General features: G+C 34.4%; 21 protein-coding genes, 1 pseudogene and 1 other annotated feature. Of the genes and pseudogenes, 9 read left to right on the plus strand and 13 right to left on the minus strand.

All coding sequences use genetic code 11. The features are described 5' to 3' along the window. Window positions 1-22 precede the first annotated feature (22 nt). The 5 genes from TY11_RS16620 to argS all read right to left on the minus strand — a co-directional run bounded on the left by TY11_RS16620 (window position 23) and on the right by argS (window position 3,842). On the minus strand, window positions 23-634 hold the full coding sequence (locus tag TY11_RS16620; protein ID WP_042148808.1) for a class I SAM-dependent methyltransferase: 612 nt from the start codon (window positions 632-634) through the stop codon (window positions 23-25). Between the two features lie 249 nt (window positions 635-883). After that, window positions 884-1,123, minus strand: coding sequence for an anti sigma factor C-terminal domain-containing protein (locus tag TY11_RS19910; RefSeq protein WP_052345874.1), 240 nt, complete (start codon window positions 1,121-1,123; stop codon window positions 884-886). A gap of 100 nt (window positions 1,124-1,223) precedes the next feature. Then, window positions 1,224-1,319: a hypothetical protein gene (locus tag TY11_RS21135; protein WP_369797428.1), complete on the minus strand. Its 96-nt coding sequence runs from the start codon at window positions 1,317-1,319 to the stop codon at window positions 1,224-1,226. A gap of 73 nt (window positions 1,320-1,392) precedes the next feature. After that, window positions 1,393-2,031: a PAQR family membrane homeostasis protein TrhA gene (trhA, locus tag TY11_RS16630; RefSeq protein ID WP_042148811.1), complete on the minus strand. Its 639-nt coding sequence runs from the start codon at window positions 2,029-2,031 to the stop codon at window positions 1,393-1,395. A gap of 131 nt (window positions 2,032-2,162) precedes the next feature. Beyond that, on the minus strand, window positions 2,163-3,842 hold the full coding sequence (gene argS / locus TY11_RS16635) for an arginine--tRNA ligase (RefSeq protein WP_042148814.1): 1,680 nt from the start codon (window positions 3,840-3,842) through the stop codon (window positions 2,163-2,165). A 112-nt stretch (window positions 3,843-3,954) separates the two neighbouring features. Beyond that, window positions 3,955-4,182, minus strand: a binding site (T-box leader). 142 nt (window positions 4,183-4,324) lie between these two features. On the opposite strand from argS, the gene TY11_RS16640 reads away from it, so the two are divergent. Both TY11_RS16640 and brfA read left to right on the plus strand, forming a co-directional pair. Beyond that, window positions 4,325-5,593 carry an ATP-binding protein gene (locus TY11_RS16640; protein ID WP_052345875.1) on the plus strand — a complete coding sequence of 423 codons (1,269 nt, stop codon included), beginning with the start codon at window positions 4,325-4,327 and terminating at the stop codon, window positions 5,591-5,593. Window positions 5,594-5,710: 117 nt separating this feature from the next. Continuing rightward, window positions 5,711-5,962 carry a ribosome rescue factor BrfA gene (brfA, locus tag TY11_RS16645; protein WP_042148817.1) on the plus strand — a complete coding sequence of 84 codons (252 nt, stop codon included), beginning with the start codon at window positions 5,711-5,713 and terminating at the stop codon, window positions 5,960-5,962. Between the two features lie 3 nt (window positions 5,963-5,965). Here the strand turns inward: brfA and TY11_RS16650 are convergent, their stop codons facing one another. Then, on the minus strand, window positions 5,966-6,442 hold the full coding sequence (locus TY11_RS16650; RefSeq protein WP_042148819.1) for a hypothetical protein: 477 nt from the start codon (window positions 6,440-6,442) through the stop codon (window positions 5,966-5,968). An 88-nt stretch (window positions 6,443-6,530) separates the two neighbouring features. On the opposite strand from TY11_RS16650, the pseudogene TY11_RS16655 reads away from it, so the two are divergent. Together TY11_RS16655 and TY11_RS16660 are read left to right on the plus strand one after the other, a co-directional pair. Beyond that, window positions 6,531-6,885, plus strand: a pseudogene (locus TY11_RS16655) (NarK/NasA family nitrate transporter); the annotation flags it as partial. A gap of 618 nt (window positions 6,886-7,503) precedes the next feature. Further along, window positions 7,504-8,091: a cell wall hydrolase gene (locus TY11_RS16660; RefSeq protein WP_042148825.1), complete on the plus strand. Its 588-nt coding sequence runs from the start codon at window positions 7,504-7,506 to the stop codon at window positions 8,089-8,091. 82 nt (window positions 8,092-8,173) lie between these two features. Here TY11_RS16660 and TY11_RS16665 read toward each other — a convergent pair whose 3' ends face one another. The 5 genes from TY11_RS16665 to TY11_RS16685 form a co-directional block, all read right to left on the minus strand. Beyond that, window positions 8,174-8,533: a VOC family protein gene (locus TY11_RS16665; RefSeq protein WP_081755961.1), complete on the minus strand. Its 360-nt coding sequence runs from the start codon at window positions 8,531-8,533 to the stop codon at window positions 8,174-8,176. Window positions 8,534-8,546: 13 nt separating this feature from the next. Continuing rightward, window positions 8,547-9,497, minus strand: a complete 951-nt coding sequence (locus tag TY11_RS16670; protein ID WP_042148830.1) for an RNA polymerase sigma factor — start codon at window positions 9,495-9,497, stop codon at window positions 8,547-8,549. Between the two features lie 208 nt (window positions 9,498-9,705). Then, complete coding sequence (locus tag TY11_RS16675) at window positions 9,706-10,017, minus strand: DMT family transporter (RefSeq protein WP_042148832.1); 312 nt, start codon at window positions 10,015-10,017, stop codon at window positions 9,706-9,708. Continuing rightward, a complete protein-coding gene (locus tag TY11_RS16680; RefSeq protein ID WP_042148835.1) occupies window positions 10,017-10,358 on the minus strand; it encodes a DMT family transporter in 342 nt (113 codons plus the stop codon). The genes TY11_RS16675 and TY11_RS16680 overlap by 1 nt, the downstream gene beginning before the upstream one ends. A 131-nt stretch (window positions 10,359-10,489) precedes the next feature. Then, window positions 10,490-11,083 (minus strand): TetR/AcrR family transcriptional regulator, encoded by a 594-nt coding sequence (locus TY11_RS16685; RefSeq protein ID WP_042148838.1) that lies wholly within the window; start codon window positions 11,081-11,083, stop codon window positions 10,490-10,492. A 207-nt stretch (window positions 11,084-11,290) separates the two neighbouring features. On the opposite strand from TY11_RS16685, the gene TY11_RS16690 reads away from it, so the two are divergent. Both TY11_RS16690 and TY11_RS16695 read left to right on the plus strand, forming a co-directional pair. Next, window positions 11,291-11,746, plus strand: coding sequence for a CBO0543 family protein (locus tag TY11_RS16690; RefSeq protein WP_052345876.1), 456 nt, complete (start codon window positions 11,291-11,293; stop codon window positions 11,744-11,746). Between the two features lie 28 nt (window positions 11,747-11,774). Then, complete coding sequence (locus tag TY11_RS16695; RefSeq protein WP_042148844.1) at window positions 11,775-12,299, plus strand: CBO0543 family protein; 525 nt, start codon at window positions 11,775-11,777, stop codon at window positions 12,297-12,299. Between the two features lie 23 nt (window positions 12,300-12,322). Here the strand turns inward: TY11_RS16695 and TY11_RS16700 are convergent, their stop codons facing one another. After that, the gene (locus tag TY11_RS16700) at window positions 12,323-12,748 is read right to left on the minus strand and encodes an OsmC family protein (protein ID WP_042148847.1); all 426 of its coding nucleotides are present in this window, start codon (window positions 12,746-12,748) and stop codon (window positions 12,323-12,325) included. 124 nt (window positions 12,749-12,872) lie between these two features. Here TY11_RS16700 and TY11_RS16705 point away from each other — a divergent pair, with 124 nt between their 5' ends. The 3 genes from TY11_RS16705 to helD all read left to right on the plus strand — a co-directional run bounded on the left by TY11_RS16705 (window position 12,873) and on the right by helD (window position 16,564). Beyond that, window positions 12,873-13,697, plus strand: a complete 825-nt coding sequence (locus tag TY11_RS16705; protein WP_042148850.1) for a nucleotidyltransferase domain-containing protein — start codon at window positions 12,873-12,875, stop codon at window positions 13,695-13,697. Window positions 13,698-13,766: 69 nt separating this feature from the next. After that, window positions 13,767-14,144, plus strand: coding sequence for an SLAP domain-containing protein (locus TY11_RS16710; RefSeq protein ID WP_042148852.1), 378 nt, complete (start codon window positions 13,767-13,769; stop codon window positions 14,142-14,144). A 146-nt stretch (window positions 14,145-14,290) separates the two neighbouring features. Continuing rightward, window positions 14,291-16,564, plus strand: a complete 2,274-nt coding sequence (gene helD, locus TY11_RS16715; protein WP_231495866.1) for an RNA polymerase recycling motor HelD — start codon at window positions 14,291-14,293, stop codon at window positions 16,562-16,564. 68 nt (window positions 16,565-16,632) lie between these two features. Here helD and TY11_RS16720 read toward each other — a convergent pair whose 3' ends face one another. Next, entirely contained in the window at window positions 16,633-17,493 is an 861-nt protein-coding gene (locus TY11_RS16720) for an AraC family transcriptional regulator (protein WP_042148855.1), read from the minus strand. Window positions 17,494-17,643: the final 150 nt, after the last annotated feature.

Consider the following 17,643-nt stretch of genomic DNA (forward strand, 5'->3'; position numbering starts at 1 on the left):
TCACCCCTATTAGCACATTTGCTTACTTTGTTGGCTTTGCCCAAATTAGAATGGCAATTCCAGACCAAAATCGTTCTACCTTTTCAATTTGAAGCTGCGATTCTTCAATAAGTTTTACCATATTACGGTTACAATGACATCCAGAGATTCTCTTATAAATCGGGTCTACAATCTTTTGCGTTAACGATAACAAGGGATTTGTGCTAAGACCATGTTCCAAAAACAAAACACTTCCATCTTTACGGCACCATGTATTGAATTGATTTAGTGTCTCAATTGGATTGGGATAACTGCATAAAGTGAGTGTTGATACTATAGTATCATAGAAATTGGGAGCAAGTTGTAATGAGTTAATATCTTGTGTGATAAATGTTGCATTAATGTGATGTTGCTGAGCTGACTTTATTGCACTTTTTATCATCTCTGAACTAAAATCAACCCCCGTGATTTCAGTGACCTTGTCTTTATCATAGTATGGAAAATTGGCTCCAACGCTGACTCCAGCTTCCAATACAGTTCCATATGCATCCTTAATTATTCTTTTTCTCCAAGAAGTAATTGTTGGATGATCACGATTTTTTTCGTACACGGTTACCTGCTTAGTATACTTTTCAATTAGCTTCTCTTGTTTCATAATTGAACTCCTTATTTGTGTCATCTGTTAGGTGGATATGTTTTTTGTTACCTACTTTACCATATTATAACAACAACCTTTATTATATTATTGATTTACATTAACAAATGAACAATAAAAAACGAGCAAAGAGTATCTTTGCCCATTTAAATTCATTTTTCAATTTATTCAATACCCTCAACTCTCCAGTTATCCCAATTCCAAAATCCTACCTCATCAACTTCTAGGGTACTAATCCTAATCCATTCCTCATTGGAGTATCTCTTTCGTTGGACCGGTGATAACAACACCATAGTGTTTAATACCATTATCTTTTAGATGTTCACTACGTTCCTTAAGTCTTATATCACCAAAGAATAGATTATTAGCTTTTGCCTCACGTTCATTTAGAAAAAGAAGTGTCTTTATGAATTGTGTATGGAGTAATTCAAAATCACCTTCCTCATACGGAGAGGAAGAGTTGCCCTTCTGATACAATTTTACTACCAAGAAACCCCTTTTCTACATCTGGCGAATTTAGTATTATGTCATCATCATGCCAAATAGGAGAGTTAGGAAATCCAATAGGGTCCGTGATTACCCCTTCATATCATTTATCATTCTCTTCTAATCCAGTGTCCACGGCAAACCAGAGAATATCCATGTTTTTTCTATTAAACTTCTGAAATATTTCGCCTGTTTCCATTAATTTTGAAAAAGGGAGCAATTAAAATAGAGCTAAGAGGTTTTCCTCTTAACTCAATTAGTGCAATTAGATTTTATACTAAATATAGGAGAACACAAAAGAAATGACAAATAGTCCCTGCCAGTACAAACAAATGCCAGACCATATGGTGATATTTAAAGCCTCTCCAAACATAAAATATGGTTCCAAACGTATAGCAAAGTCCACCAACCGCTAGCAATACAATTCCACCAAACTCTATATTTGCAACAATTTTGTTCCATCCTAAAACAACCAACCATCCCATTAACAAATAAATTAAAGTGGAGGTGAATAGAAACTTTTTCACATAAAAAGCCTTAAAAACTATCCCAGCAACCGCTAAGCCCCAGACAACTCCAAACATCGTCCATCCAAGTGTACCCTTTATGACAAGTAAGGTGAATGGCGTATAAGTTCCAGCAATAAATAAGTAAATGGAAGAATGGTCGAATATCTCAAATAGATCCTTTGCCTTTCCAGGTGGAAAAGCATGAACAAGTGTTGACGAAGAATAGAGGATAACCATAGTTGCACCGAAAATTGTAAAGCTTACAACATGTACAGCTGTACCGTTAAATGCTGCGAATACAATTAATAATACTAAACCTGCTACACTCAACAGCACCCCGATTCCATGGGTCACAGCATTTGCAATTTCCTCACCTTTAGAGAAAGTATGTGTTTCTGCCAAACCAATCATCCCTAACTTTTTGTTTTTAATATTTATCTAGTACAACTTACTATAACAAAAATCATAATAGCAAATCAAAATACGCATTCCAATTCAAATCATAATTCAAGACCTAGCTAAACAAAGTCATATTACATTTGTTGGGGTGCTTGTATTCCTAACAAGCGTAGTCCTTCATTTAGCACTATTTTCACGGCATCCACTAAAGAAAGACGGCTATATAAATTGTCCTCGTCTAAAATTTTTACAGTTGCATAATACTTATTAAATGCTTTAGATATATCTAATAGAACTTTTGCAATTTGAGATGGGTCATAGTCATTCATTGCTTTATCAATTACTTCTGGGAATGAGAGTAACAACTTAATAATTGGCCAAGCCTTATGGTCATGCATCTCAAGTTGTTGATTTTCGTCATAACGATAATTTCCTTTTCTAAGTAATGATGCAGCACGTGCATGAGTATATTGCACATATGGCCCTGTCTCGCCTTCAAAACGAAGCATGTCTTCTAGTGAGAATTCAATATCATTGAGACGGAAATTTTTCAAATCATGGAAGATGATTGCTCCAACTCCAACTTGATTCGCTACTTCTTCTTTATTTTCTAATTGAGGATTTTTCTCTTCAATATTTTTCAATGCTAGGGTAATTGCATCTTTAATAACGTCTTCGAGTAATACAACCTTCCCTTTACGGGTAGACATTTTTTTGCCATCTTTCAATATCATCCCAAATGGAACATGTGCCATCCCTTCCTGCCACTCATATCCCATCTTTCTCAGCACAGCAAAGAGCTGTTTAAAATGGAGGGTTTGTTCATGACCGACAACATAAAGAGACTTATCAAAACGATAATTTTCCTGACGATAAATTGCAGCAGCTAAATCTCTTGTTGCATATAGTGTTGTACCATCGCTTTTTTTAATTAAACATGGTGGGAAGTTTTCAACCTCAACAACATGAGCCCCATCTGATTCCATTAATAACCCTTTTTCTTGTAGTTCTTTAACTACAGAATCCATCTTATCATTGTAAAAAGCCTCTCCATGATAGGAATCAAATTGAATTCCTAATTGATTATAAATTTTCATGAATTCTTTTAATGACTCTTCACGGAACCATTTCCACAACTGTAATGCCTCTTCATCTTGCTCTTCTAAATTTTTAAAGGCAGCACGACCAAGGTCATTCAAAGATGGTTTTACTTCTGCTTCTTTATGGAATTTTACATATAATGCTAGTAATTCTTTAATTGGGCTCTTTCTAACCTCTTTTTCTTCTCCCCACATGTTATATGCTACAATTAGCTTTCCAAATTGAGTTCCCCAGTCACCTAGATGGTTGATACGAACCACTTGATAGCCCTGTTTATCTGCAATCAAAGCCAAAGAATTCCCGATGACCGTTGATCGTAGATGCCCCATGGAAAATGGCTTCGCAATATTGGGTGAGGATAAATCAATGGTCATTACTTTGCTTGTTACTGGAGATGATCCATACTGCCCTTTTTCCTTGAGAACCTTATTAATCGTTAGTGCAGATATAACCGCCTTCTTTAGAAAAATATTAATATATCCCCCAACAGGCTCTACTTTTTCGGCTATATGTAAATCAAGCTTTGAAGCTATATCTTCTGCAATCCTATTAGGTGACTTACGATATTGTTTAGCCAATTCAAAACACGGAAATGCTAGGTCACCTAATTTATCATGCTTAGGCTTCTCTATCATTATTGTTATTTGTTCTTCTGTTAACACATCCCCTAATACTTGAACCAATGCTTTTGCATATTCTTGTTTATACTGCACACCTATTCCCTCCAAATTAAATTATAGAGGGACAGTCCCTCAATACATTAACGCATTAAAGTGGTGCGGAACTGTCCCCTTAGTAATAAAAAAACTCTCACCCCTTCCAAACGAAAGAGGCGAGAGTTTGAATTTAATCCCGCGGTACCACTCCAATTATTTTTAACAATCGTTAAAAATCACTTAAAATTGTTAACGAGGGTTCTCCCCGACCTTCCCTACTCTTAGTTCAAGAAAGCATCTCCAAAGTCCGGTTCATTGTCCGATCAAGCACCAGGCTCCCACCACCCCCAGCTCGCTAGGCTTCACAAACAACTACTCTCTTCATCATCGATTTTCAAATAAATTTCTATTATTATAGCAGATAACGCGGTGCCTGTCACCTCCCGAATTTTGAAATATTTTGTCGAATTATAAATAATGTTTAGCTTTCAAAATTTGATATAATCTTCTTAATTAATTAAAACAGAAAGGGTTTGTACATGGAGAAACAAAAGACTCTAATACAATATACGAATGAAGCTAGTAAAGAATTAAAAACATACTATGGTTATGCTTATCCACTCAACAAAATAGTGGAATTATTAAATGAAAATTATGGTCGTGATTTTAAGCTTTATAATATGGAGAGAGAAAGACTATCTGACTGTCGCGATGTGATAGAAGATATACTTATCTATAATCCAGATGAAATAGAGCTGGTTACGAGAATTTATGATTCAATTGGTTCTTCTAAAATTTTATCGTCAAAGGAAGGTAATTACAGCATTAGCCCTTCAACCTTTAATAACCTATTTTACTTTCCTAATTATGAGGTAGCACTTGTCAGCCTACCAATTTATAGTTATGGGCATCCTTATCCAGAGAACTTTTTATTTGGAAAGAGCGATAAACTAGTAACTAAGTTCTTACATTTCTATGATGATATTGAGCGTAAGTTTATGCTTCAGGGGATAACCGTTTTCACAGATACTGAAGAAGGTCTAGTAAGATCAAAAGAGAAAATTACACAGCAAATCAACCGTGAAGATGTTCTATTAGAGGACAGACTAAAGACAGAAATCTTTCGTTCAATTGATGAATTTTTCTTACATAGTGGTTCATTCTTTAAAACATATGACATTCCATATAAACGAGGAATCTTGCTTTATGGTAGCCCTGGAAATGGAAAAACAACACTAGTCAAATCTATTGCAGGAAGTGTTTCAGCACCTATCGTCTATTGGCAAATCACGGAGTTCACGACAAGTTATTCCATTCATGAGATTTTTTCTAAGGTTGTAAGACTCTCTCCTATGGTGCTAGTGATTGAAGACATAGACTCCATGCCCGAGCACTCCCGATCCGTATTTTTAAATACGTTAGACGGGGCAACTACAAAGGAAGGAATCTTCTTAATTGGGACAACTAATTACCCAGAGAAAATTGACCCTGCTTTAATCAATCGCGCAGGTCGATTTGACCGAGCATATGAAATAAGACAACCTAACGAGCAACTTAGGAAGGATTATTTAGTGGGAAAAGGTATAACTCAATTTCTAGAAGAATCCAAATTAAACGATTTGGTTCGCATGACAAATGGTTTGTCCATTGCACAACTGAATGAGGTTTATATGTCAATCGCACTAGAATGGCATTATGAAAAACAAGTTGATATCCAAAAAGTTATTCATGATATGCAAGCAAACCAGAAAAAAGTCTATAAGCAAGACTGGATAACAGACCCTGTAGGTGGAAAGCTTGGATTTTAAAGGTATGATATAGGACTACCTCTTTGTATAATCTCAGGGAGGTACTTTTTTTCCTAGCTATAGTAACAAGTAACTTTTTTCTGTATAATAAAAGCAAATTATTAAGGAGTGATACAAATGAGCAAATCCAAAGCTCAAAAAAAACGGGAAAAATTAGTTCGTGAAGGAAGACTAAATCCCGAAATTAACCGTAGCCCATATGCAAAGTTAGATCTAAGTACAAGAAAAACGAAAACTAAGAAAGATTATCTATATCGCATGAAACACAAGAACCGCTATCCAAAACATGAGGAAATAGGTTCTTTTTATTTTGCCAGAAATCACATAATGAAGGGACTACCAAATTATGGAGGAGTATCCCATTATTAGTACTCATAAAATGATATGTAGAAAGATAAGAAAAAATAGAATCATTCCTGTGTACAGATGGAAATATCGTAGTTTAATAGTTGGTTTATAAAGCCTTAACCAACCAGTTGTAATTTGAAATACAAGTGCTACAAAAGCAAGAACACCAACTAACATTTTATTATTATAGATGGTAAATCCATACTGATAGACCACTAATGAACCATGTACCAGAATAGCTGCTAGTGCAATATTACCTGTCCATCGATGGACAGTCACCACCCTTTTAGAAAGCCTCGCAAGTCTTACTTTCGTCTTTCGGTTAGGAACGTTTCGAATCGTTTCAAATACTGCATTTCTTGTCCAATTATAAAGAAATAATAAAGCCCCAGCTAATCCGAACCATATATGTGTTTGTAAATTTGGAAATGAAAAATGACTGATCACAGTCCAAAGTAGAATAATTAATAAAATGAAATTAAAAAGAAACCATTTACTCATGAATTTTCTCCTTTTTCTATACTATAACTAAAAAAAACATTCAAGAATATTAAATACATCACACTTTTAAGAGGGGCATGTTAATTTCATGAAAAAAGCTGGATTGCAATTATCCATTCAAACCTCAAGTCTTGTCATTGGCTATATGGTTTGGGTTCTTATTTCTTCATTAATGACCTATATCCAACAAGATATTACCTTAACAACTGGACAAGCATCTATTGCAACTGCTATCCCAGTCATACTAGGTTCTTTACTAAGAATTCCAATTGGTTTTTATACAGACCAACTCGGTGCATGCTGGATATTCTTTATTAGCTTTAACATCTTATTGTTTCCTGCTTTTTATTAGCATAGCAGATTCTTTTGGCGATTTAATAATAGGTGGACTTCTTCTAGGTATTGGAGGAGCAGTCTTTTCTGTTGGTGTACCCTCCCTCCCAGCGAAATCCTAGAGTTCCGTTCGGTGCTTCTATTTGGTTTTTAATCTCCATTCATGCTAATCACCCCATTACCATGTATCGTTACGATTGTGGTAATGATACGGAAGAATTCGCTCTTCCTTAAGATTATGGTATTCATCCACATGTACTAATGAATAAAACTGTTCCAAAACCATTTTTGTGATATCGTCATTATTGGAAATAATCTCCAATAATATAAATCTTCCATTATTAGATACATAAACTATTTTATACATGTAACGACAAGTAAAAGAGTTTTGTCGAAAACATAAACGGTGACAACCTCCAACTATCTTTTGAACTGTTTTTAACGATAAAATGTTTCGTTACAACCTTGAAATATATGTAATGAATATGCCTTGGGATGGTATAGTTACCAGATTTTAGGTCACTTTTATTGCAAGGAAGATTATACCAATAATTTAATCAACCTTTGTCCTCTCCTGATTTACTAGATTGAAAGATATTTTTCCAATTATTACTACTGATAAAGTATGTTACATCTAGTAATCTCGTAATTGTCAGGAAAAACCACTTTGAATATTTAATTTCGACATTAACTTTTTTATTTATAACTAAACCACTAGGAGGTACAACATGAATAAACTAAAAAAATTACTACTAACAACAACTTTAACGTTATCTATATTTGCATTACCTACTGCTGGGGGAGCAGCACCTTATACCGTGCAAAAAGGTGAAACATTTTGGAAAATTGCTCAGAAATATGGAACTACAGTAGCAAACTTGCAAATTGCCAATAATCGTAGTGGAAGTATCTTACTTGCTGGTGAAACAATTCAAGTTCCAGATTATGTTTCTAAAGCAGATAAAGAGCTAATGGCTAAATTAGTACACGCTGAAGCTAAAGGTGAGCCATATGCAGGAAAAGTGGCGGTTGCAACGGTTATATTAAATCGTGTCGATCATAAAGAATTCCCTAATACTATTAAAAGTGTAATCTATGAAAAATCCGGTGGGTACTATGCATTTACTCCTGTTCAAAATGGTGAAATTAATGGAGGATACACAGCTGAGGATATGAAGGCTGTTAATGAATCAATCGCATTCCGAGGCCAAGGTAGTGGTTCGATATACTTCTACAATCCAAAAACAGCTAGTAGTAGCTGGATTACAACACGTGAAGTAACTGTAACTATCGGAAACCATCGTTTTGCGAAATAATTAAAGCAAAAATTAAAGTGCCCGGACCACCGCAGATTCAATAGAATTTCGCGTTGGTACCTGGCACCTTCTATTAAAAACACTATTGACAAACCATAAGCATATTTCCATCTGGATCTTTAATAACGAAAAAATGACCATGTTCAATCCCTGTTACTAATTCCACTCCATTATCTTTCATAAACTGATAAGACTTTTGAATATCATTTGTTCCGAATTGTACAGATGGAACTTGATATGGGCTGATATTACCTTCTTCATTTCTCCATAAGGGCATTTCATCCAGTATGACACCTGTCCCTACCATATCTAGAACACACAGATGACCATGCATAATTTCTCCTTCAACTCCTAGAATTTTCTCATACCAATGCTTTGCTTTTTCAATATTATTTACAGGAATGAATACAGTATTAATCTTATTTTTTAATGGACTGTTCAACTCACTCTCCTCCTTACTTTTTATCCCAACCTATTGGAAACTTATCCAATTGAGCTTTCATTCCTAATTCTTCGGCGGCCGCTTCAATAAATTCTTTTCTAAAATAATAACTTCTATGGAAAACAATTTTACCATTTTCGACTTCCTGATACTGAATATCATGAATTAATGGACCCTCGTAACTTTCAACAATTTTAAGGATAACCAGCTTCCCCCATAACCAATGCTCCTCTGCACGATAGTTTGGAATCCCATTCTGCATGGAACCTTTTCGGATTGATTCATGAGTAAACTCCTGAAAACCTAGAGATGCCTCATTGTGTATATGCTCACTAATAATTTCAAATAGAGCATTAAGGTCGCCATTATTTAATGCTTTAATATACGTCTGAATAACCTCGTTCTGAGTTAAATTTTCATGTTTTATTTTTGTATTGTTTTCAGTGAGGAAATCTCTTTTGCTTAATCTCTTTTCCATTCTTCTAATGGTTGAATAGACTCCACCTTTAGTAGTTTTAATAATACTAGCTACCTCTTCGGCTTTAAATTTAAATACTTTTACCAATAAAAAAACGGAAACTTGTCTTGGAGTAAACAGTGCAACCAAATATTCAAGTGCTTCTTCTATGTTCAGATTATCTGAAAAATCCTCGCTTTGTTCATCTACCTCCTCAAGGGATCCAACTATACGTTTCTCCCTACGACAATGGTCAATCCATGTATTGGTAGCAACTCGGTATAAATAAGACTTTGGATTTTCTGGATGCCAAACTTGATAAAAACCACCAAACGCCTTAATTAAAGTTTCCTGAAACAAATCTTCCCCATCCCAAGGAGAGCCTGTTAAATACCGGCAATATTTCCATAAATCCTCCCTGAAATCAAGAATCAACTTGCTAAACTCTTCTCTCAATTCCCTCGACTTTTCTGTAAAAAGTACAGTTTTTTCTTCAATGGAATTCATTCATCAACACCCCCCTTTATTGCCATCTATTAATACTAACGAATAAGAAATTAAAATTTATACTACCATTTACAAAAAATATATCCCACTACATACATTTCAACAAAAAAAACTCATTCCCTGCAAAAAACATTAAATTTAGACAAAAAAGATGCCTGTCAGATCCCATATTCATATTTGAACATAAGATCTGACAGGCACCCTTCGATTAAACGACTTTTAAGCCAGTAACTCCAATTATAATTGCTAATAAACTTACCATTCTAAATAAACTTTTAGATTCCCCAAAGAATAGCATATTCATTAGCACAACTCCTCCAGTACCAACTCCGGTCCAAGTGGCATAAGCAATGCTGGTCGGTAGGTAATCAAAGGAAGCGTAGATAAAAGTAAAGGATAGACCAAGTCCACCTGCATACAGGAGAGCATTGGCTATATTTCTTTTTTCATTATATCGATTCAAACCCCAAACACCAACAAGTTCATTGACAGCAGCTAATACAACATATAACCAACCCATTATTCTAATACTCCTTTCGATTCTTTTTTATCATCGGATAGTTTTAAACCAACAACACCGGCAATAATCAAAAGAATAAAAAATATCTTTGCAAAACGGATTTGTTCATGAAAAATAAAGATATCCATTAAAAACGTTCCGACTGTCCCAAATCCCGCAAAAATCGCATATACCGTACCAGTAGGAAGCCCTTCACAAGCTTTTGCTAGAAAATGCAAATCTAATAAAATAAACGATACAATCAATGCCCAGTGCCACCAGGTAGATGCCGTGTTGAACCCGTAAATCCAAACCAGTTCAGCTAAACTCGTTAACACAACATACATCCATGATTTATTCATACTAACACTCTCCATTTTCTCCGTGACTGACATTCAGTCATTTTATGCCTAAAAGAAAATTCCTTATTTTTAAAAGGAAGTATTTCTTTTATGTTTCAATTTTGTTGGCATCTTTTAGTGAGCTATAGGCATTATTGTTCTTTATGGTTTAACTTTACCCCCAAACCGTACATAGAAAACTCCCAGACCTCTTTTTTCTTAATTGCTTCCATATCTTTATCTCCATGAGAATATAGAAAAGTTTGTTCTGCTGCAGATTCTATTAAATCAATTAAAAGTACAGCAGTTTGGTCAGGGTCTAAATTTTGACGCAATGTCCCAGCTTCCTTTGCTTGGCTCAAAAATCTACTCATCCATGTATAATATTGGGAATAAAGTGCTTCCCATTCTTGTAGGTAATCTGTGGATGCTAGACCCGCATATACCAAAGCAAAGATTTGGCGGTATTCTTTTGTTACAGAAAATGCTACATCGATTACTTCCTTCATTTGATCAGAAAAAGGATCATTTTTATTTACCTTCTTAATTATTTCATTCAACGTTTTTTCTACCATTACCTCCGCAATAGAAGGTATGACAGATAATTTAGATGAAAAGTAAATATAAAATGTACCCTGTGCTATACCAGCCTTTTTCACGATATCAGATACTTTCGTTTTCTCCAAACCCTTTTCCGTAAAAACATCCATTGCAGCATGTATAATCCGTTCTTTTTTATTATCCATTTTGCTTCCTCCACCAAAATGACTGATTGTCATTCATTATACAGTAATTTTCAAAAAAGTCAATACGAATACTTGAATTAAGGCATTTTATCACACGACAATAAATGTCGTATTTTTCTTAGTATTTCATTCTTATTCTACATCGTTGAAGAATAAAATAGCTAGCAATAAGGATAATAACGGTAACTTATTATGGAGTGGTATATTATGGTCTTTGCATTAATTTCTGCATTTATTTTTATGGTGGTTGCCTATCTGATACCTAAGCGGTTAAGCTATGTGGAAATGTATACAGCGATTTTATTTTCCTGTGTCTTCCAATTAATTGTCGATATTCTATTAGAATTTAAATATGGTTTATACGGTTACTTTGACAAAGGTGTTGATTATCGAACATTTGTCTTTATTTTCATGGTCTATCCTCCGCTCACAATTATCTTTCTAAATTATTTTCCCATTGGGAAAGGAAGCGTTATTCTATCAATGTATTTTTTAGGGTGGGTCATATTTGCTATTGTATATGAATTTTTTGCTGTTCAGGCAGGAGCGTTCTATTATGAAAACTGGAAGTTATGGTACTCCGCTGTGATTTATCCCTTTGTATATCTACTTATAAGCCTTAATTTTCTTTTCATAAGAAAATTGATTGCACAAGATAAATAGCTAAAAATACTACCTTGGAGCGATAAATATGCATTTTATTTATAACTTATTATTTTTAATAGCTGGATGGAAATGGGGAAAGTGGCGAGAATGGAGAAAATACTATTCGACTATATTGTTTTTTATACTTTGCGATTTTTTTGCTAATATCTTAACCTACAATTATCCTTTATGGCGATACCAGGAAAGTATATTTGCCACAAATATATTAACTAATCATTCCTATATCTCTATTATGATTATGTTTATTGTATACCCAGCTACAACACTTATCTATCTTGGACACTTCCCTAAGGGGACCGGAAAAAAAGTTCTGTGGGTTCTTTTCTGGGTGGCTCTTTATTGGGGAGTTGAATTTGTAAATCTACATTATTTTAAACTAATCAGACATGAAAATGGATGGTCCATGGGTTGGTCTCTTGCATTTAATATAGTTATGTTTTCAACTGTATGGGCTCATTATCGAAAGCCTATTTTAGCTTGGAGTTTTGCAATAATTTGGTCCTTTATTTTAATTATGTATTTTAATATTCCTCTTAATGCGTTACCATAATCCAACTAAAAAGGGGGAAAAGCTTAAATGCTTTTCGCCCCATTAACACCATTTATTGAATAACTAGCTGTAATTTCAGCACTTAAGGAGTGTGATACAGAACAATATTTATCCATTGATAATTCAATTGCGCGTACTACTTTTTCTTCTGGTAAATCCCCTTCAAGCGCATAATGGATATTCACCTTGGTAAACTTTTTCGGATGTTCTTCTGTACGTTCACCATTGACATCCATTTGAAAAGAGGTTGGATTAAGTCTCATTTTCGTCAATATCGATATGATATCAATTCCAGTACAACCTGCAACTGCACTTAATAATAACTCGGTCGGTCTCGCACCCGTATTTTCTCCACCAACAGATTCAGCTGCATCCATTTTTAGTTCATGACCAGAAGGTGCAAGTCCGGTAAAGGCCATCTTTCCATCCCATTTTACGTTCAACTCCATTGAAATTCCCTCCAATAATTTAATCCTACTGGCATGTAGTTTGCCTCTATTTTCACTAAATTACAACTTAATTGCTTGATGAATTAACCCTCATATCACCTAATGTAACGAAAGGGGAATAAATATGAAAGAGAAAATTTTGAATAGTCTTAGACAGATTGAACAGACATACCAGGTCATCATTTTATACGCTTGTGAAGCAGGAAGCAGAGCATGGGGACTTGCATCCGAGATAAGTGATTATGATATTCGGTTCATTTATGCTTATCCTACGGAAACTTATTTAAGTATTGATCCAATTGGCATTGGTAAAAATCGGGATGTAATTGAAAATATAACGACTTCACCAAACAAGTTTGATATAAATGGTTGGGAACTCACAAAGTCCTTAAGACTGTTTCGAAAATCAAATCCATCATTATTAGAATGGCTCCATTCTCCAATTGTTTATGATCAAGCTTTCTCGCCGATTCCTCAGATGAAAAAACTGTTTCCAAGTGTATTTAATCAAAAAGCCTGCATACTGCATTATATAAATATGGCACTCGGAAATTACGAAAAAATACTCAAAGAAGAAAAGCATAATATTAAAACCATTATTAATATCTTCCGTCCATTACTTGCTGCAAAATGGATAGAACAATACGGTAATTTTCCACCACTAAACTTTCAGCAGTTGGTTGATACGTTAATTCAAGAGAGCGAAACAAAAGAAAATCTTCATTTGATAATAAATCAAAAATTAACTATTGAAATTAGTAAACAAATAGATTATCACACAATGTTGCAATATAGTTATGATGAAATTGAGCAAATTAAAAACCATGCTTTATCCTTAGAGACTAATACTATGGATATAACCGAAAAGTTGAATACAGTATTTCGACATACATTATCTGAATTAGATGATCAGTATCATGTTCCACCTTGGTCAACACCCTCAACATGAAGCAATCCCCTAATTAGGTTATAATTAAGTTCGGGTAATGATAATTGTAAGAATAAGGAGAATTCAGTCATGCAAAAACTAGTCTATGAACCCTCTTGGGGAAAACAGATATCAGATAAAGATCGGAATTTAGTTGAGAAGACGTTTGCGAAGGTTTCATTAACAAGAGACCCTGTACAATTTACCACCTTACGAACAGATAGGAATTATAAGAATGAGTTGCTCATTATGGTAATTGTCCACAATACAACGGATGAAGAAATACCGTTCAAACAAAAAAAGCTATGCTACAAGCATAACAATAAAAAAATAGCAGAACATATATTTCATTTACCAAATCTTAGCGTAGAACCGAATACTAGTATGCCATGGACATTTATTTTTCCAGTTGAAAGTTATGTATATGTCGTGGATATTGATAAAGGAAAATTAGAATTGGAGGAATAAAATGGTATTGCGAGTAAGTAATACATATGTTAAACTAAAAAAGTGATTGCATTTATTGAAATATAATATAATTATCCAATTATATTATAACACCAATCGATTTTAGAGTCAACAGAAAAGAAAAAATAAGATTGGGGTTGATTTTTGTGAGTAAAGACTTAAGTGTGAAAATGGAACAGAAACGCGTTGATGAAGTAGTACAAGAAATTAACATCAGAGAAGAAAAACTACTTTCCAAAGCAGGCGGACTTAAGGAAAGTATTATCGATCTCCGTAAAAACTTTTGGGAGGATGTTACAGTTAATCTAGATGAACCAGATGATGTTATTGAGACACAGGCTAGTCTAAAGCAGCAAGCAGAGTTACTTGCAGAACGAGAAAGGTCTCACGGCGAAATTGGGAAAGAACTGAAAATATTAAAACGACTTAAAGAGTCTCCTTATTTCGGAAGAATCGATTTTACCGAAAGTCCAGGAAATGAAAAAGAACAAATTTACGTTGGGATTGCTTCCCTAATGGATCATAATGAGGAAGATTTTTTAATTTATGATTGGCGAGCACCTATTTCTAGTCTTTATTATGATTTCTCCCCTGGCGAAGCTTTTTATGAAACCTCTTTCGGTACCATAACAGGTGAAATAACGCTGAAAAGACAGTATATTATCAGACAGAGTAAGATTAAAGGAATGTTTGATACTGGGGTTACAATCGTTGATGGCCTCTTACAAGCAGCACTTGGAAACAATGCAAGTACAACAATGAAAAGTATTGTTGCTACCATACAAAAAGAACAAAATAAAATTATTCGTAATGAGCATAGTAAACTACTTGTTGTACAAGGTGTTGCAGGTAGCGGAAAAACATCTGCGGTACTACAACGTATTGCATATTTGTTGTATCGTTTCCGTGGTAGCTTGAATTCCGATAATTTATTGTTATTTTCACCTAACCCATTATTTTCAAGTTATATTGCGAATGTACTTCCAGAACTTGGAGAAACCAACATTAGCCAAACAACTTTCTTAGACTTTTTACGAAATGGAATTGAAAAAAATATTACAATAGAATCTCCTTTTGAGCAAATGGAGTATATGTTAACCTGTAGTGATGGGGAGAGATTAACTTCCAGAAAACAAAATATGATCCTTAAGTCTAGTATTGATTTTAAATTTATCTTAGATGATTATATTACTTCCTTGTTTTCCAGCGGAATACAATTTAGAAATATTACTTTTCAAAATAGGATATTAGTCTCCAAGGAACGTATCTCTGATTACTTTTACTCACTGGAAGATATTCATTCGATTCCAAATAGAATGGAATATGTAGCGAAGTGGCTATTGAAAGAGTTGCGGTTCCATCAGGATAAGGAAAAGAAGAAGGACTGGGTTATGGATCATATCGAGTTGTTAGATAAGGAAGCTTATTTAAAAGCTTATTATGAAAACCAACTTGTTGATGAAGATGATTTTAGCTTAGAGGAAGATATTTTACGAGCTGAAGTAATAAAGAAACAATTCGCTCCTATCCGGAAGAAAGTGAAAAATTTTGCCTTTGTTCATACCTTAGCTTCATATAAGAAGCTATTTGAAAAGAAACAAACAAAAGATGAATTATGGAAAACCATTTCTGAATTGACACTCGAAAATATTTCTAATAGATTCCTTACATGGGAAGATGCTACAGCCTACCGATATTTCAGGGGTAAACTGGTTGGAGATAAAGAAAATCGAGGGGTTCGTCATCTATTTATCGATGAAGCGCAAGATTATACTGCATTTCAATATGCATATATAAAGGAAATATTTCCATTTACACGAATGACGCTCTTAGGTGATATTAACCAAGCAATTTACACATATGCATCTAGAGAAAATCCACTGGTACCAGATTTTATTGAGGGTAATCATGAAAGAATCTTACTTACGAAAAGCTACCGTTCCACAAAGCAAATCGTTGAGTTCACCAAAAAGTTTGCACCTGGAGGAGAAATGATAGAGCCATTTGAGCGTGAAGGAGATCCTCCACATATTATGTTGCTGGAGGATGCCTCTAAGTTTTCAGGGGCTTTTATGGATACGATTAATAAATTACAAGAGAAAAAGTTTGAGACAATTGCAATCATCTGCAAAACATTAGAAGAAAGTAATAAGGTATACACGTTATTAGAGGATAAATTTGATATTAAACAAATCAATGAAGATACTTATTCATTTGAAAAAGGTATTGTTGTATTGCCCGTTTATCTAGCGAAAGGAATTGAATTTGATGCCGTGATAATTCCAGATGCATCAAGTGACCAATATTATCAAGAATCTGACCGGACACTATTCTATACCGCATGTACAAGGGCAATGCATTCCTTAACTGTTTTTTCTGACCACAATCCTTGTATCTTTTTACAGGAAGCCCTTAACTAATTAGGTAGAGGTTAGGACAAAAGGATTTAACTTTACTAAATCACTTTTGTCCTAACCTATTATATTGTTTATTTCTTTATAGGAATCCATATTTCGCTATAATAGTTCTCCGAAGTTGGATCATCATCACTCAGATACACTTCCATCTCTGGACCTCCAGCATGTTCATATCCTGTTGCTGGAAACCATTCGGAAAAAATTCGTTGCCAAATTCTAGGCATTGCATCAGGCATAGCTCCTCGCACTGGGAAAACAGCCCAAGTTGCAGCTGGTATTTCTCTTTCTTCCCATCCATCTGGTACTTGTTCCAAATTCTTTTCTGCAGCAATTAAATAGGTTAATTTCTCCAACTTCTGATCAAACTCCATACAAATGCCTAATAAACCAAGAGAACCACAATTCTTCGCCAACTCTTCTGCAAAACCATTTGAGTTTGATTCCTTCCAAAACGAAGCAATCTTTCGGTTATTTTCCCCTCCCACTGTTGTTGTACGAATACTCTTCCCCACTACTGAAAATGTTTCTTTTTCCACAATTTTGTAATCCATTTCCACATCACCCTTTATATGAATTTGAAAAGAAAGCTTAGGGTATGCCTTCAAAGAATGACTGTTTTTCTTAGCTGTGGATGGAGTAACACCATGAATATTTCGAAATGCTTTTGTGAATGCTTCAGGGCTCTCATAACCATATTTCAGAGCAATATCAATAATTTTTCGATTGGAATTAACTAATTCCTGTGCAGCTTTCGTAATGCGTCGATTACGAATATATTCACTAACCGTGTAACCGGTTAGCATGCTGAACATTCTCTGAAAATGAAATTTAGACATAAATGCTATCTTTGCAATTTCCTCAATATCTAGTTCCCCATCAAGATTAGATTCAATATAATCAATGCTGTCAATCATCCTTTGCAGTTTCTCCATTTCCCAAACTCCCTTTCTATAATCAGTTTAACAAGGAGGTATAAATGAATCCTGTTTTTCTATGCTCTTTTAGAACAGGCAATTTTATATGTATCTTACCCTACTAATCTAAATAAATATTCGATTTCATTGTCAATCATTTACAAGCTT

Source organism: Paucisalibacillus algeriensis (genome assembly GCF_000577245.1).
In the GTDB taxonomy this organism is placed as follows: domain Bacteria; phylum Bacillota; class Bacilli; order Bacillales; family Amphibacillaceae; genus Ornithinibacillus.

Bases quoted from the DNA above. Each gene is read 5' to 3' on its own strand.
- TY11_RS16620 (WP_042148808.1), bottom strand. From the start codon at position 634: ATGAAACAAGAGAAGCTAATTGAAAAGTATACTAAGCAGGTAACCGTG.
- TY11_RS21135 (WP_369797428.1), bottom strand. From the start codon at position 1,319: ATGGAAACAGGCGAAATATTTCAGAAGTTTAATAGAAAAAACATGGAT.
- TY11_RS16640 (WP_052345875.1), top strand. From the start codon at position 4,325: ATGGAGAAACAAAAGACTCTAATACAATATACGAATGAAGCTAGTAAA.
- brfA (WP_042148817.1), top strand. From the start codon at position 5,711: ATGAGCAAATCCAAAGCTCAAAAAAAACGGGAAAAATTAGTTCGTGAA.
- TY11_RS16650 (WP_042148819.1), bottom strand. From the start codon at position 6,442: ATGAGTAAATGGTTTCTTTTTAATTTCATTTTATTAATTATTCTACTT.
- TY11_RS16660 (WP_042148825.1), top strand. From the start codon at position 7,504: ATGAATAAACTAAAAAAATTACTACTAACAACAACTTTAACGTTATCT.
- TY11_RS16670 (WP_042148830.1), bottom strand. From the start codon at position 9,497: ATGAATTCCATTGAAGAAAAAACTGTACTTTTTACAGAAAAGTCGAGG.
- TY11_RS16675 (WP_042148832.1), bottom strand. From the start codon at position 10,017: ATGGGTTGGTTATATGTTGTATTAGCTGCTGTCAATGAACTTGTTGGT.
- TY11_RS16680 (WP_042148835.1), bottom strand. From the start codon at position 10,358: ATGAATAAATCATGGATGTATGTTGTGTTAACGAGTTTAGCTGAACTG.
- TY11_RS16685 (WP_042148838.1), bottom strand. From the start codon at position 11,083: ATGGATAATAAAAAAGAACGGATTATACATGCTGCAATGGATGTTTTT.
- TY11_RS16690 (WP_052345876.1), top strand. From the start codon at position 11,291: ATGGTCTTTGCATTAATTTCTGCATTTATTTTTATGGTGGTTGCCTAT.
- TY11_RS16695 (WP_042148844.1), top strand. From the start codon at position 11,775: ATGCATTTTATTTATAACTTATTATTTTTAATAGCTGGATGGAAATGG.
- TY11_RS16700 (WP_042148847.1), bottom strand. From the start codon at position 12,748: ATGGAGTTGAACGTAAAATGGGATGGAAAGATGGCCTTTACCGGACTT.
- TY11_RS16705 (WP_042148850.1), top strand. From the start codon at position 12,873: ATGAAAGAGAAAATTTTGAATAGTCTTAGACAGATTGAACAGACATAC.
- TY11_RS16710 (WP_042148852.1), top strand. From the start codon at position 13,767: ATGCAAAAACTAGTCTATGAACCCTCTTGGGGAAAACAGATATCAGAT.
- TY11_RS16720 (WP_042148855.1), bottom strand. From the start codon at position 17,493: ATGGAGAAACTGCAAAGGATGATTGACAGCATTGATTATATTGAATCT.